The organism is Natrialba magadii ATCC 43099 (genome assembly GCF_000025625.1).
Lineage (GTDB): Archaea > Halobacteriota > Halobacteria > Halobacteriales > Natrialbaceae > Natrialba > Natrialba magadii.
Genome location: NC_013922.1, coordinates 2,521,520 through 2,536,593 on the forward strand (window position 1 = coordinate 2,521,520; position 15,074 = coordinate 2,536,593).

Sequence of the window (15,074 nt, forward strand, 5' to 3'; positions counted from 1 at the left end):
CGGTTGAAGGGTATGATTGCTGTGGCGCGGCACAATACGGCACAGTACGCCACAGTACGCCACAGTACGCCACAGCACGCCACAGCACGCCACAGTACGCCACAGTACGCCACAGTACGCCACAGCACGCCACAGCACGCCACAGCACGCCACAGCACGCCACAGCACGCCACAGCACGCCACAGCACGCCACAGCACGCCACAGCACGGCACGGAGTCGTATTCGGTGGCCGTAGGTAGCCGACGGGGCGAGCGCTCACTCTCGCTCGTCGAGGTTCACTGTAATCGTCCTCGTCTGCAGGTACGAGTCGAGCGCCTCGAGTCCCTTCTCGCGGCCGATTCCACTCGCTTTCACCCCACCGAACGGTGTCTCGACCGATCCGCCGAACCACTCGTTGACGTACACGTTGCCAGCCTCGATCCGGCGCGCCATCGACAGCGCCTGCTTTACGTCGTTCGAGAAGACGCCGCCAGTCAGACCGAAGTCGACGTCGTTCGCGATTTCGATCGCCTCTTCGCGGTCGGCGAACGGAATCACCGTTAGAACAGGGCCGAAGATCTCCTCCTGCGCAAGTCGGGATTGTGGGTCGACATCGGTGAAGATCGTCGGCTCGACGAAGTAGCCGTCGCCCTCGAGTGGCTCGCCACCCGCCGCGAGTGTGGCGTCCGAGTCGCGTCCCGCGTCGATGTACTCGAGTACGGACTCGTAGTGAGCCTCGTGGTTGAGCGGGCCCATGTCGGGGTCGTCGACGCCGGGGCCGAGCTCGGTGGATTCGGCGCGGGCGACGAGGCGGTCGACGACCTCGTCGTAGACGGATTCGTGGACGAGCGCGCGGTCGGTTGCCGAACAGATCTGGCCGGCGTTGGTGAAGATGCCAGTCCCGATCCAGAAGGCGGCCTCGTCGAGGTCGGCGTCGGGCATCACGATGGCTGGGTTCTTTCCGCCGAGTTCGAGCGTGACGGGGGTGATGGTCTTCGCGGCGGACTCCATGACGGCCTGGCCGGTGGCGACGCTGCCGGTGAACGTGAGCGCGTCGACGTCGTCGTGTGCGGAGAGGGCTGCGCCGGGTTCACTGCCGCCGGGGACGACGTTGAACACGCCGTCCGGCAGACCGGCCTCACGGCACAGTTCGGCGAGGTGGAGGGCCGAAAGCGGTGTTGTGGGGGCGGGCTTTGCGACGACGGTGTTGCCCGCGACGATGGCTGGCGCGACGCCGCGGGCGGTCAGGTTCAGCGGGAAGTTCCACGGGATGATCTGGCCGCTGACGCCGTAGGGCTCGCGAGAGGTGACGATGAGCGAGTCCTCGTCAGTTGGGACCTGGTTGCCCTCGAGTTTGTCCGCGGCACCGGCGTAGTACTCGAAGAACCGGGCCGCACCCTCGACATCACTGCGAGCCTGGGTGAGCGGCTTGCCCTGATCGTAGCTCTCGAGGTGTGCGAGGTCGTCGGCGTTGTCGCGGATGGTGTCCGCGATGCGGGTTGCGATCCGTCCGCGTTCGTCGGGGGCGGTCGAGCGCCACTCGGGGGCTGCCTCGCGAGCGACTGCAACGGCCTGGTCGACATCGTCGGCGCTGGCCGCGTCGAGCGTGGTGATCGGCTCGCCGGTCGCGGGATCGGTGGTCGTGAACTGGTCGTCGCCCGCCGAGCGGACGAACTCGCCGTCGATGTGCGGGCCGTAGCTGTCGTACAGGATTGAATCGGGTGTTGGTGCCATGGGTGTCGTATGGGGTTGACTCGTTGCGGGTCGCCGTGCCCGTCGAGTCGTCGTCTCTAGGATGGGTGACCGGTTACATAATTGCTGGTGTCCGGTTCTGGAGGTGTTAACCACACCTGTTTTCATTTCTGGTTCGAATTCGTGTGGTGATACCTAGTGGAGTTACGTTAAATGAATGATTAGTCTCGCTTCAACCCTTGTTTCTCATCGTTCGTCTCTCGTGATGGAAGTGATCCATCTCACAGAGACTCTTCTGTGACAGTGCCGTTGGAGTAGTGAACCGGGCGCTCTTCGTGCAAGGCGGCGCAGCCCGGCTCGGGATCACTGGTTGAATAGCCACAGCCTCGGAACTCGTCGTCGAGGTACCGTTCGGTCCGCATCGCATCTGCTGCATCAGGATACGGGGCGTCGAACTCGACGCTGTAGATGATTCGGCCGGGGCACTCGTCGGATTCGGTCGTCGTATTGTGCGTGTCGACCCATACCCGATACGCCGCGACGGTTGCATCCTCCGGTGTGGTCCGGCGTATTTCGGCCGACACCTCGGTGTCTATCGAGGTGTCGTTGATTGTTCCGACCCACACCCCACTGCTGCTCGATTTCGAGTATGCAGACACCTCATCGTGACACCCTGCCTCGAGAATTTCGACGGACTCAATCTCGGGGTCCGGTGGTGTCTCGTCCAGAATCGACAGTCCGCCGACAGCGAGCGCGCCGAGGGCGAAACTACCGACGATCGCGACACCCAGTAGGAAGGGCAGTGGAACAGATCCGCCCCATCTGGATAGCCTCGATTCTGTGGGACCATCCCAGTCGGTTTCGTGTGTATTTTCTTTCTTCCCGGAACCGTTCATTGTGTTACTGGTCTTCGTAGGAAATGAAAAGGCTGCTGTTTAGTTCTTGGTCTGAGTAGTATGCGGTTTTCTTGGTGATGACCGCACCAACCCTACACAGTACCGTCTTGCAGTCACACGTGGACAAACAGTACTCGAGTGCTCGCGAATGTTGTACCGATGAGAGACGTAGGGAAGGACTGAATTCTCAGTCTGAGCGGTAGATATAAGTCACCACGAGTCAACAATTAGAACGGAAGCCAGCCAGTAAGGGTACGAAAACCCCGGATGGTGATGACATCCGAGGCATGGCTTCCAAGCGGTCAGCTTGCAGCCATGATTGCATACGTTCTACCGGGATATAAACGTCCCGCACGACCACGGAATCGCCATACCTCGTCTCCGTCGCAGACAGTGCTGACTGTCCAGTTCGACGTGTCCAACGTGCTTGTGGGTGAGACTGATGTGTGAGCAGTCGGACGCGGACGACGATACCACCACTACCACCGCCACCGCAACTGCCAGCGACGGCAACACCAACGCCGACACTGATCCACCCGACACGCTCACCCCCTGCCCGCGCTGCCAGACGCCAGTTACCACCGTCAGCGCTATCGGCCCTACCGACGCCATCGCCGGCCCCTGCGGCTGTCGTGTCGCGCCCGGGTTACTCGCTCGGAAGCGAGAGGAGCGACGGAAGCGACGTAACAGACGAGAGCGACGCCACAACCGGAGCCAGCAGGATCAACACAACCAACACGACCAACGGGACCAACGGGACTAGCGAGTCACCCGCTACGAGACCAAATACCGCAAGGGTACTCGAGTCCCGTCGGTCAGCCGGACTCTCGGGTGTGGCGACAGTCTCCGGTCCCCGGAACCACCACAATTCGGGACCGCCTTCGCATCACCACCTACCACCACCACGCCCACCCTACTCCGTCGATACTGTATCGACGGTGGGAGTCCGGTCCGAAACCGGGACGCGAGTGTGCTTCGGATTCGTTCTCGCTGCAGTGGTGAAACTATAGTCGCCACTCAACGTCAGTGCACACCCAATCGAACGATGGCAGCGCGGTTCGGAGCGAGCGCGGTTCGGAGCGAGCGCGGTTCGGAGCGAGCGCGGTTCGGAGCGAGCGCGGTTCGGAGCGAGCGCGGTTCGGAGCGAGCGCGGTTCGGAGCGAGCGCGGTTCGGAGCGAGCGCGGTTCGGAGCGAGCGCGGTTCGGAGCGAGCGCGGTTCGGAGCGAGCGCGGTTCGGAGCGAGCGCGGTTCGGAACGAACGAAGTGAGTGAGAACCGCGGACAGCGAGCGGGGAACAACGTGACCCGCGAGCGAACGAAGTGAGTGAGAACCGCGGACAGCGAGCGGGGAACAACGTGACCCGCGAGCAAACGAAGTGAGTGAGAACCGCGGACGTGCGATTGGTGTGTAAACAGTTGCAGTTGGTACTATACTGACGACCGTTCTTGCCAGGTGTACTCGAGTCGCAACAGCCCCAGGCCAGCAGGTTGGTCACGGTTCGTTGAGGTACGAGAGGAGAATCGACACGGAAACCAGGCTGTTCCGCTTCGCCGAGGTCGCTGTCCTTTTCACATTTTCCCACCTACTAAACTCGACTACACGTGCTTACTCTCGCAGGAACACTCCTGGCGGGCGTCGTCTTCGGCATCGCCCTCGCAGCCCCGCCAGGGCCGATGAACGCCATCATCGCCGAGGAGAGCGTCGTCCGCGGCTGGGCCGCCGGCTTCTGGGCCGGCCTCGGGGCCATGCTCGCCGACGTGCTCTTCTTCGTCCTCGTGCTCGCTGGCGTCGTCACCGTCATCGACCAGTACCCCGCTATCAGACCCGCACTCTACCTCGTCGGTGGTGTCCTCATGTGCTACTTTGCCGTCGGCGCGATCGAGGAAGCCAGAGCCGCCACCTCGTTCACCGACGGCGGCACCACCACGGCCAAGGGCTTCCGGAAGACGTTCGCCCTCTCGCTGACCAACCCCTACCAGCTTGGCTTCTGGCTTACCGTCGGTGTCGGACTCCTCCAGCCCGGCAGCCTCGATATCTTCGCCCACGTCCCCGCACTCGACTCCGTCCTCGCGGGAACGCTCGTCGTCCAGACCGGCTCGCCCGCACTCTTGCTCGGCTTCTTCGGCGGTATCGCGGTCTGGATCGTCGCCTACCCCGCCGGATTGGTCGCGGCGGGTCGTCGAGTCGACGCCCTCGCGCCGACGATCGCAGCGCTCAGCGCGGTCGTACTGGCGGGCTTCGGTGCGCTCTTTCTCGGTATCGGGGCGATGAGTTTCGTTTGATCGGCAGACGCTGCCCTGTGATGCGAGTCGATCGGTGCTGGCCCAACAGTCACCACTCACCACTCAACAGTCGGTGATCGATCCCATCCAGGTTCCGAGGGTACCGGACTCGGTGATTCGTACTTCGGTGCTCGTGCAGTCGGTGTCCAGTCGGTTCGTCACCGAGGTCGTCACCCACTCCTGCTCGTCGGCGAACCGTGTTCGGAGTGTGTAGGCTGTAGGCTCGCCATCGGTTCCGTCGACGACGGCGGCAACCGTCTCCCCACCAGGCGTCTCGTCTGTTCGCCCCGCAACGGTAACCGTGTCTGCGACGAACGGATCGCCGTCCCGATGCATGTCGACCTCGACCGTGTGCTGCTGGCTATCGAGGTTTCGGACAGCGACGGCGTCGAGGCCACGGGCTCGGCGTCCGCCGATCGTGCACTACACCCTGCTCCCAGCACTCCTAGCCCGCTTACTGCTGTCGTGAGTACAGCGCGTCTATGCATCGACTGCGCTATACTACCGAATACATTGTATAAAATCAATAGGTTTGGGCGGCGTTACGAGGGTCTCTGACAGTGTCACAGGTGAAGCAACGAAACCGGGGCTGCAGCCGTCGTGCGCTGTGGACTCAGTCGCCCATCCCGGCAATTTCGTCTTCGAGCCACTCGCTGAACCACTTCACGCGCTTCAGTCGCTGATGGGCGATGCCTTCGGCGGTCTCACTCTCGACGCGTGAGGCCGCATTGTAGCCGCGCTCGAGGACCCGTTCGACCATTTCGTCCGAGTCCATGTGTGTTCGGGCCTCATAGCCCATCCGAAGCAACATCAGGGCCGTGCCGTTCGCACCGACCTTGTCGAGCAGATCAGCCTCGATCAGACACTGCGTCTCGAGTGCCACGTCGCTCAGGTCTCCCTGATAGGAGTGTTGTTCGACGGCACGAGACACCTGCTGGATGAACGATTCGGGGTAGTCACCGCGCGATTCTAGGTACTCACGGGCGACGCGGGCACCGGCTTCGGCGTGGAGTTCCTGGTCGGTCTCGAGTTTCGCCACGTCGTGAAAGAGGGCGGCGACGCGGGTGACGTCGACGTCCGCGCCCTCCTGCTGGGCGATCTCGGTGGCGAGTTCGACCACGTTGAGGATGTGGTTGTGTCGGTACTCGGCGGAGTGCCACGGATACCACCGCATCCTGCCACCTTCCTCTTCTTTTTCGACGCTGGCAGCGAGGTACTCGAAGACGAACTGTTTCATCTCCTCGAACTCTGCATCGGTAACCCTGCGTTCTTTTATTTCGACGCCCACGAGAGATCCCTCCGCAAGAGACGAACGATAGTCATTGACAGAATGTTCGGTCGTTTCGCTCTTTAGCCTTTGGTTCGGGAGAGAGACACATTCGCAGACGAGTGTGTGATCGAACAGTACCTGTTCGCTTCGCTGGTGACAAGTACTCCCCCGCTGCGTCTCTTTCGTCTCCACCGTTTCTCCAGCTACCTTTTTTCATCTGCGTAGGGGTGAAAGAATTCCCGTAGCGGTTACTTCTCGACAAACACAGCCACAACAGTCACGGCAATTGATTGTTCCATTGAAAATAGTAACTAGAAATATCCAATAATTATATCAGTACGTTCGTTATTGGACTCTTATGTATTCACAAGATGTGAAATACTAAATATCGTAGGTGAAGCAGTGGAATGGTGCCATACACGCTGTGTGCGTGGTGGAACGAACACAATCAAAGACAACTACCAAATGACAGACAGACGAGAACAATGGACGGCCATCCTGTTCACGGCCCTCATGGTGCTTTCGCTCGTTGCGATCGCAGGCACCGGCCTGGCAGGCAGTGCGGCCGCAGCCGATGGAATCGACACACAAGCAGTCGACGATGAGACACCAGCAACGATCGACCCCGAACTTGAGGAGGCGACCGGAACTGAGCAAGTGTATATCGTCCTCGATCAGTACGAGGGCGACCTGAGTGACGATCGCGACCGCGCGATCGCCCAACTCCAAGAGCACGCCGAGACGTCGCAGGCGTCCGTCACGGCATCTCTCGACACGATGGCGAACGTGGACGTGGTCAACGACTACTGGATCACGAACGCAGTTCGCGCCGAAGTCGACGCGTCGGAAGTCGACACGGCTGAACTCGCCTCGATCGAGGGCGTCCAGTCGGTCGAGCTCCGCCCGGACTACGAAGTGCCGGAGCCGGAACCATCCGTCGAGCCAGCCGTTGAACCTGACGAAGACGACTACACGTACGGTCTCGATCAGGTCAACGCCTCCGAGACCTGGGCTGACTTTAACACCCAGGGAGAGAACGTGAAGGTCGCAGTGCTCGACACTGGCTTCGACATCGATCACCAGGATCTGGACCTCTACACCGAGGATGCAGATGACCCGACCTACCCAGGTGGCTGGGTCGAGATTGACGAGGACGGTGACCCAGTCGAGGGCTCCGAGCCATACGACACGCACTATCACGGCACGCACGTCGGTGGCACGGTTGGTGCAGCCGCACCGGCTGACGACGATACGCCGGCCTACGGTGTCGCGCCGAACGTCGACCTGCAGCACGGCCTCGTGCTGCCGGACGGTTCGGGCGCAGACTCCGACACCATCGCTGGCTTCGAGTACGTCGTCGAAGAGATGGACTCCGACGTGGTCAGCATGAGCTTCGGCGCTGGCTGTGGCCTCTTCGGTCCAGTGTACGAAGACGCCTGGATTCCCGCAATCCAGAACGCCAACGACATGGACGTCGTCACGGTCACCTCCTCGGGTAACTCCGGCGAGGGCTGTGTCGGCTCGCCAGCGAACACCTACGACTCGTTCAGCATCGGTGCCTCGAACGAAGCCGGCGATATTACCGACTTCTCCAGCGGTAACACCATCGAAGCCCACAACTGGGACAACCCCGACCCAGAGTGGCCCGACGAGTGGATCAAGCCAGACGTCTCCGCACCCGGCGAAGACGTCCTGAGCGCGATGCCAGACGACGAGTACGACTACCTTTCGGGTACGTCGATGTCCGCACCGCACGTCTCCGGCGTGATCGCCCTCATGCTCTCTGCCAACGACGACCTCACGCAGGAGGAAATCGAGGAGACCCTCGAGGAGACCGCCTGGAAGCCTGACGGCGAACCCGACGAAAAGGACGTTCGCTACGGCCACGGCATCGTCGACGCTTACGCCGCTGTCGACGAAGTTGCTGCGGGTGCACTCGAGTACGAACTCGGTGACGTCGACCAGGACGGCGATGTAACGGTCCAGGACGTGCAGCTAACCCAGCAGTACCTCCAGGATATGGATCCTGAGCCGTTCGCCGAGGACCTCGCAGACATGAACCGCGACGGTGAGGTCACGACGGACGACCTGAGCCTGCTCCAGCAGAAGGTACAGGGCATGCTCGACGAGGGTGAGATCGACATTACGGGACTCGACGTGCCCGACGAAGTCGACGATGGTGAGATGTTCGACGTCACCGTCGACCTCGAAAACCTCGGTGAGGAGGGTGCTGTCCAGGAAGTTGACCTCTTCCTTGGCGACGACGATGAGCCGGTCGACACCGAAGTCGTCGACATGGCAGCACCCGGCGTCGACGACCCGATTGACCACCCAGCAGAGACGACGATCACGTTCGAACTCGACGCGGGTGACCTCGACGGCGGTGACCACACTATCACCGTCGAAACCGAGGACGCGGACGCGAGCGACACGGTCACAGTCCTTGCGTCGAACTTCGAACTCTCGAACCTCGACGCACCCGATGAAGCCGACCGCGGTGACGAGATTACCGTCAGCGCGGACGTCACGAACACGGGCAACGTCGATGACACCCAGTCCGTCGAGTACCGCTTCGACGACCTCGGCGACGCACTGGACACACAGAACGTCACGCTCGAACCCGACGAGAACGCGACAGTCTCCTTCGATGTCGACACAGAGAACGTCACTGAAGGAACCTACGACCACGGTGTCTTCACCGAGGATGACGAGGCAACCGCCGCGATCGACATCCTCGAACCGTTCTTCAGCGTCGACCTCACTGACGCGCCCGAGGAACTCGCACCGGGCGACTCCTACAGCGTCAACGCAACCGTCGAAAACACCGGCGACGCGTCGGACGAACAGACAATCGCCTACGAACTCGGCGACGGCGGCGGCGACGTTGCCGTCGTCGACGTCGCAGCCGACACGAGCCAGGGCGACGCCGTTGCCAGCGTGCTCGACGAGCGACTCAACAACGACACCTACGATGTCGACATGGTCGTCGCAGACGACCTGCTCGACGAGATGGACGACTACGACACGTTCGTCGTCCAGCGACTCGGTAGCGACACACTCGCCGAGGACTTCCTCGACGAACTCGAGAGCGCCCAGAGTGCGGTCTATCTCGACTCCCACCAGGGTGGCTCCGCAGAAGCCTACGCAGACGGTATCTACCGCCTGAATAACGTCCGTGAGGACCCCGAAGAACGCGACTCTGAGGGAATCGGAACCTCGAGCGATCCGGTAACGATCGACATCGAACAGAACCACCCAATCTTCACGGGTGTCGGTGACGCCGGCGACGAGGTTGAGATGTTCACCGGCACCACAACCTGGGGGAGCTGGTTCGACGACTACAGCGGTACCACGCTTGCGGATGCCGACTTCGGCGACGGCTACGCCGGCCCGTCGGTTGCCGTCAGCGACGACGGCAGCGAACTGCTGCTCACGGCGACCGCACGCGACTTCTTCACCGACGAAGAGGACTTCACCGAGGAAGCGAACCAGTTGCTCGCGAACTCCGTCGAATTCACCACGACGGGAAGCGTGACCGCAGATGCAGAAACCGCTGACAGCTCGTCTGTCGTCCACCTCGAACCGGGCGAGAGCGAGGACCTGACGTTCTCCGACGTCGTGCCGGAGGACACCGAAGCGGGTGACGCAAGCCACATCGTTGCCAGCGAGGACGAACAGGACTTCGCCCCGGTCACGATCACCGGCGACGAAGCGAACTGGAACGTCAAGGGAACGGTCTCCGACGACGCTACCGACGAACCGATCGAAAACGCTAGCGTCGAACTCGAAGCCGACAACGAAACGTACACGAACGTGACCGACGCTGACGGCGAGTTCGGTCTCGCCGACGTGCCTGCTGGCGAACACGACCTCACGGTCGACGCCGAAGGCTACGCGAGCCACACTGACGCCGTCCACGTTCCCGAGAACGACACCGCCACGGTCGACGTTTCCCTGGAGCAGGCTGCAGGAGCGATCAGCGGCGACGTGATGGCAAGTGACGACGACGCACCAGTCGAGAACGCAACCATCGTCGCCGAGAACGACGACGGCGATGTCCACGAGGCAACGACCGACGAGAACGGCTCGTACGAACTCGACGGCGTCTCGGCAGGCACGTACGTCGTCAACGTCGTCGACACACCACCGGGCTACGAACTCGACGAGATCGTTTCCGTCGCACCCGGCGAACACGTCGACGATGTCGACTTCGTCGTCGACCGCACCGCCGGTTCGATCGAAGGCACCGTCACGAACGCCGCTGGCGTCCCAATCGCTGACGCGAACGTGATTGACGCCGACGACGGCGCGTTCAACGTGACGACCGCCGAGGACGGCTCCTACGAAATCGAGGACGTCACGCCCGGCACGAACGCGCTCCGCGCGGTCGCTGATGGCTACGACGACTCGAACGTCGAGTTCGTCGACGTTGAGACCGGCGAGACGACGACCGCGAACCTCACGCTCGGCACCTACTTCGAGGTCGACGACCTCGCAGCACCTGACACCGCCGAGCAGGGTGAGGAGATCACCGTCAACGCGACGGTCACCAACACCGGCGAGCAGGAAGACACCCGAACGGCGTTCTACTTCCCGCCGGGCACTGACTTCGGCACTGACGTCATCGACTACCAGCCTGAACTGGCCGAGACGGTCACACTCGAGGGCGGCGAGTCGACGACGGTCGAATTCACCTACGAAATTCCGGCAGACGATGAGTCGGGCGAGTACGAACACGGTATCTCGGCTGACGAGGTCGAGTCGACGACGATCACGATCGAGGCTGCTGACGACGGTGACGCCAGTATCGCCCACGACGTGACCGACGTCGCTGGACCGAACGCGAATCAGCTGGGCGCTGCTCCTGCCTGATTCCGGAGTCACGCAGTCACCACAACCTACCGACTTTTTTGACGCTGGCTGTGTCCGACCGCCGCATGTGTGTACACGCTGAATAGCGCCTCCTGTCTCTCACGGCCACCAGTGCCACTCTCACGAACGCTGAACAGTCCGATCACACAACCTCCAGAAACTTCCGTTAAAGTCAAACATGCGGCCACGGAAAGGACGGGTATGAGCAGCGAACAGGACGAGGAGTCGCAGTCACAGCCACAATCGCACGGTCAAGGCGAGGGACGGTCGATCCGCTGTCTCGTCGCCAAAGTGGGTCTCGACGGCCACGACCGCGGCGCACACGTTATTTCACGGGCCTTCCGCGACGCCGGCTTCGAGGTCATCTACTCGGGGCTGCACAAGGCCCCCGACGATATCGTCCAGGCTGCAGTCCAGGAGGACGTCGACGTTCTCGGCATCTCGATTCTCTCGGGCGCACACGACACCCTCGTCCCGAAGATTATGGACGGACTCGAGGAGTACGGCGCACGCGAGGATACGCTCGTCCTCGTCGGTGGCGTCATCCCCGAGGAAGATCGGCCAGAACTCAAAGAAGAGGGCGTCGCCGCCATCTTCGGTCCCGGGACCTCGATCGAAGAGACTATCGAGTTCGTCCGCGAGAACGCACCTGAGCGATGAACGCGGACGATCAAGATCTCTTGGACGCCCTTCTCGAGGGGCACCACCGTGCGCTCGCACGAACAATTTCGAAGATCGAGAATCGTGCGCCAGGCTACCGCAACCTGGTATCCGAACTGTACGCGCACACGGGTAACGCCGACGTGATCGGAATTACCGGCAGCCCTGGCGCGGGCAAGTCGACGCTGGTGGACAAACTCGCCGAAACCTACCGCGAGCGCGGCGAAACGGTCGGGATCATCGCGATCGATCCCTCCTCACCGTTCACCGGCGGGGCCGTTCTCGGAGACCGCATCCGGATGGCCTCGACGATCGGCGATATGGACGTCTTCGTCCGGTCGATGAGCGCCCGCGGCACGCTCGGCGGACTCTCGACGGCGACTGCGGACGCGGTCAAGGCGATGGACGCCTTCGGCAAGGACAAGATCATCATCGAGACCGTCGGCGCGGGCCAGAACGAGGTCGACATCGTCCGCACGGCGGACACCGTCGCCGTGCTCGTCCCGCCGGGATCGGGCGACTCCGTCCAGACGCTGAAAGCCGGTATCCTCGAAATCGCAGACGTATTTGTCGTGAACAAGGCCGATCGCGACGGTGCGGACCGAACCGTCCAGGAACTCCGGGAAATGCTCCACATCGGGGCGGACGTCGGCTTTGGCGGGTCGGGTCACCACGGTGCGGATGCGATGGCTGGTGCTGGGGGTACCAGCACCGACGACACCGACACCGACGCCGACACTGACGCCGACACTGACGCCGACAGCGACGAACCCGACGACTGGACACCACCTATCGTCGAAACCGTTGCGACGAAGGGAACCGGTGTCGACACCTTCATCGACGAACTCGCCGCCCACAAATCGTTCCTCGTCGACTCCGGCACTCACGCCGAAAAAGTCCGCCAGCGCTACGCCGAGGAGATCCGCACCCTCCTTCGCGAGGACGTCAATGCGTTGCTCGAGAGCGAACTCGAGTCCGCCGGCGGCGTCGATGAGTTGGCCGAGGCGGTTCGGACGGGCGAGACCGACCCGTACGCGATTGCAGACGACGTGCTGACGCCGGTCGCGGACTGCCTCTCCGAGGCAGAGATCGAGGCTGTGCAGGCGGAACTCAATTCACAGTAACCCGGCCCTGCCGGCCTCAGTGCCACTCCGGACTCCGGGGCCACTGCATGGCATCCAGACAGTGTGAGACAACCCCAGTTCTAAGAGCGTTCCCGCCGTACCCTCTCTCGTATGAAAGCCCGAACAGTCCTCGGTACGGCCCTTGGAACCGTCGGCGCGGCGATCGTCGGTAATCGCCTTCTCAAACGCCGCGCTGGCGACCTCGAAAACCCCTTCACTGGTGTCGAACGAACCCACCGCTGGCGTGGCATCGAAGTCGCCTACACCGTCGCTGGCGATCCCAACGACCCCGACATGTTGCTCTGCCATGGGGTCCACGCCGGTGCGAGCAGTCACGAGTTCAGGGCTGTTTTTGAGCGACTCGCCGAGGAGTACCACGTCTACGCCGTCGATCTCCCTGGTTTCGGACGCACGGACCGGCCGCCGCTGGTCTACTCGCCCACGCTCTACGCCGAATTCATCCGAGACTTTGCGAACGACGTCACCGATGAGCCAATCCTCGCGGCATCCTCGCTCACCGGCTCGTTCGCCGTGCAGGCAGCAGACGAGGCGGATATCTCGGAACTCGTCCTGATCTGTCCAACCGACGACACCGGCGCGACGCGGCCCTGGGTCCAGCGTCTGCTTCGCACTCCCGTCGTCGGGACAACGCTGTTCAACGTGCTCGCCAGCAAACCCTCGATTCGCTACTTCTACGACCGCGACGGCTACTACGATCCTGACCGGCTCGACGAGTCCGCCGTCGAGTACGCCTGGCGTAGCGCCCACCAGCCGGGAGCGCGGTACGCGCCGGCGTCGTTCGCGGCAGGGATGCTCGATCCTGGGGCTGGCAGTGAGCGCGTCGAATCCGAAGAGCGCCACGATGCCGAGCATACCCTCGACGAGTTCGATCTCGCCACCGAACTTGCAGCGCTCGACGTGCCGACGACGCTCATCTGGGGCCGTGACGCCGAACTCGTCCCGCTGCGTGATGGCCGGGATCTGGCCGAAGCAGCGGACCTCGATCTGGTCGTCATCGATTACGCGACGCAGTTACCCCACGCCGAACATCCCGACGAGTTCGTCGCGTATCTCACGGCGGAGCTACTCGAGGGCGGGGCGGACGATGCAGATATCGACATCGGCGATCGATAGTCGGGCTGGCCTGTTTCAGAATCAGAGTGGGGGGAGATTACGGCCAGGTTAGATCAAATCAAACTAGCCCAGTGCAGTTCAGAAGAGGGGGTCGGGGACGGCTGGCGGCGTCCGTTTGTGTTCGCTCTCCTCGTACATCGTTTCGACGTGTGAGACGTCCGCGACCGTCGTGTCGGTGAGTCGTGCGACGACCGACTTCGGAAGGTTTCCATCGACCGAAAGCGCGAGCACCGCGTCGAGCGTGTCGTAGCCGAGACCGAGTTCCTCCTCGTCGCTTTCGTAGTCGACCATGCCGCCGGTCGGCGTCTTCTGGACGACATCTTCCGAAGCGCCGAGGTGAGCCGCCACCTGCCGCACCTGCTGTTTGTAGAGGTTCCCGAGCGGGTTGCAGTCGACGCCACCGTCGCCGTACTTCGTGACGTACCCCGTCGCGAGTTCGGCGCGGTTACCGGTTCCGAGCACGATCCGATTCTCACGGTTGGCGATCAGGTACGTGATCGTCATCCGCACGCGAGCGCTCGTGTTGCCGACGTACCGACCTTCCCAGCGGTCCTCCGATTTGTTCTGGTTCTCGGCGTCGGCGAGCTCGAGTATCTCGTCCATGATCGGGTCGATCTCGATTACGTCGTACTCGATTCCAAGCTCTTCGGCGACCCGTTCGGCGTCGCTCATGTTTGTGTCTTCGTTGACTGCCTTCGGGAGCGTGATCGCGTGGACGTTGTCAGCACCGAGTGCCTCGACGGCCAGGTAAGCCATCGTCGTGCTGTCGATACCACCAGAGAGAGCGATTTCGGCCCCATTAGCACCCGCAGCGTCGACGCGGTCTCGAATGAAATTGGTGAGATGATCGACCTGTGCTTCGAGTTCGTCGGCGTCGAATCGGAGATCAAGCGGGTCGATGTGGTCCTGAGTCTGCTCGTGGAGATTGGCCATGTGAACGACCGTGTTAGCGGTAGCTATGGGAAAAAGTCGTCTGCCTTCGTACGCACCGTCTCTGGACGATGCGGACAGACTGGGGCTGGTCCTCCTGCGGACTGCGGACTGCGGACTGCGGACTGCGGACTGCGGACTGCGGACTGCGGACTGCGGACTGCGGACTGCGGACTGCGGACTGCGGACTGCGGACTGCGGACTGCGGACTGCGGACTGCGGACTGCGGACTG

12 protein-coding genes are annotated in these 15,074 nt (G+C 62.4%); 7 read left to right on the top strand and 5 right to left on the bottom strand.

Translation table 11 applies throughout. The annotated features are described in order from the left end of the window. Positions 1-256 precede the first annotated feature (256 nt). Both NMAG_RS11830 and NMAG_RS11835 read right to left on the bottom strand, forming a co-directional pair. On the bottom strand, positions 257-1,714 hold the full coding sequence (locus NMAG_RS11830) for an aldehyde dehydrogenase family protein (RefSeq protein ID WP_004215382.1): 1,458 nt from the start codon (positions 1,712-1,714) through the stop codon (positions 257-259). A gap of 239 nt (positions 1,715-1,953) precedes the next feature. Beyond that, positions 1,954-2,568 carry a hypothetical protein gene (locus NMAG_RS11835; protein WP_004215381.1) on the bottom strand — a complete coding sequence of 205 codons (615 nt, stop codon included), beginning with the start codon at positions 2,566-2,568 and terminating at the stop codon, positions 1,954-1,956. Between the two features lie 442 nt (positions 2,569-3,010). Here NMAG_RS11835 and NMAG_RS20975 point away from each other — a divergent pair, with 442 nt between their 5' ends. From NMAG_RS20975 to NMAG_RS11845, 3 genes are all read left to right on the top strand, one after another. Beyond that, a complete protein-coding gene (locus NMAG_RS20975; protein WP_004215380.1) occupies positions 3,011-3,331 on the top strand; it encodes a hypothetical protein in 321 nt (106 codons plus the stop codon). 282 nt (positions 3,332-3,613) lie between these two features. Then, complete coding sequence (locus NMAG_RS22130; RefSeq protein WP_049939270.1) at positions 3,614-3,892, top strand: hypothetical protein; 279 nt, start codon at positions 3,614-3,616, stop codon at positions 3,890-3,892. 278 nt (positions 3,893-4,170) lie between these two features. After that, on the top strand, positions 4,171-4,851 hold the full coding sequence (locus tag NMAG_RS11845; protein WP_004215378.1) for a LysE family translocator: 681 nt from the start codon (positions 4,171-4,173) through the stop codon (positions 4,849-4,851). 63 nt (positions 4,852-4,914) lie between these two features. Here the strand turns inward: NMAG_RS11845 and NMAG_RS11850 are convergent, their stop codons facing one another. Together NMAG_RS11850 and NMAG_RS11855 are read right to left on the bottom strand one after the other, a co-directional pair. Then, positions 4,915-5,187 carry a hypothetical protein gene (locus NMAG_RS11850; protein WP_004215376.1) on the bottom strand — a complete coding sequence of 91 codons (273 nt, stop codon included), beginning with the start codon at positions 5,185-5,187 and terminating at the stop codon, positions 4,915-4,917. Between the two features lie 277 nt (positions 5,188-5,464). Next, positions 5,465-6,139, bottom strand: a complete 675-nt coding sequence (locus NMAG_RS11855; RefSeq protein ID WP_004215374.1) for an HD domain-containing protein — start codon at positions 6,137-6,139, stop codon at positions 5,465-5,467. Between the two features lie 447 nt (positions 6,140-6,586). On the opposite strand from NMAG_RS11855, the gene NMAG_RS11860 reads away from it, so the two are divergent. From NMAG_RS11860 to NMAG_RS11875, 4 genes are all read left to right on the top strand, one after another. Continuing rightward, a complete protein-coding gene (locus tag NMAG_RS11860) occupies positions 6,587-10,993 on the top strand; it encodes a S8 family serine peptidase (RefSeq protein ID WP_237076783.1) in 4,407 nt (1,468 codons plus the stop codon). Positions 10,994-11,194: 201 nt separating this feature from the next. Further along, positions 11,195-11,653, top strand: coding sequence for a cobalamin B12-binding domain-containing protein (locus NMAG_RS11865; RefSeq protein ID WP_004215373.1), 459 nt, complete (start codon positions 11,195-11,197; stop codon positions 11,651-11,653). Beyond that, the gene (meaB, locus tag NMAG_RS11870) at positions 11,650-12,777 is read left to right on the top strand and encodes a methylmalonyl Co-A mutase-associated GTPase MeaB (RefSeq protein ID WP_004215372.1); all 1,128 of its coding nucleotides are present in this window, start codon (positions 11,650-11,652) and stop codon (positions 12,775-12,777) included. The genes NMAG_RS11865 and meaB overlap by 4 nt, the downstream gene beginning before the upstream one ends. 111 nt (positions 12,778-12,888) lie before the next feature. Continuing rightward, a complete protein-coding gene (locus tag NMAG_RS11875; RefSeq protein WP_004215371.1) occupies positions 12,889-13,911 on the top strand; it encodes an alpha/beta fold hydrolase in 1,023 nt (340 codons plus the stop codon). Positions 13,912-13,989: 78 nt separating this feature from the next. Here the strand turns inward: NMAG_RS11875 and NMAG_RS11880 are convergent, their stop codons facing one another. Next, positions 13,990-14,844, bottom strand: a complete 855-nt coding sequence (locus NMAG_RS11880; protein ID WP_012996681.1) for an NAD+ synthase — start codon at positions 14,842-14,844, stop codon at positions 13,990-13,992. Positions 14,845-15,074: the final 230 nt, after the last annotated feature.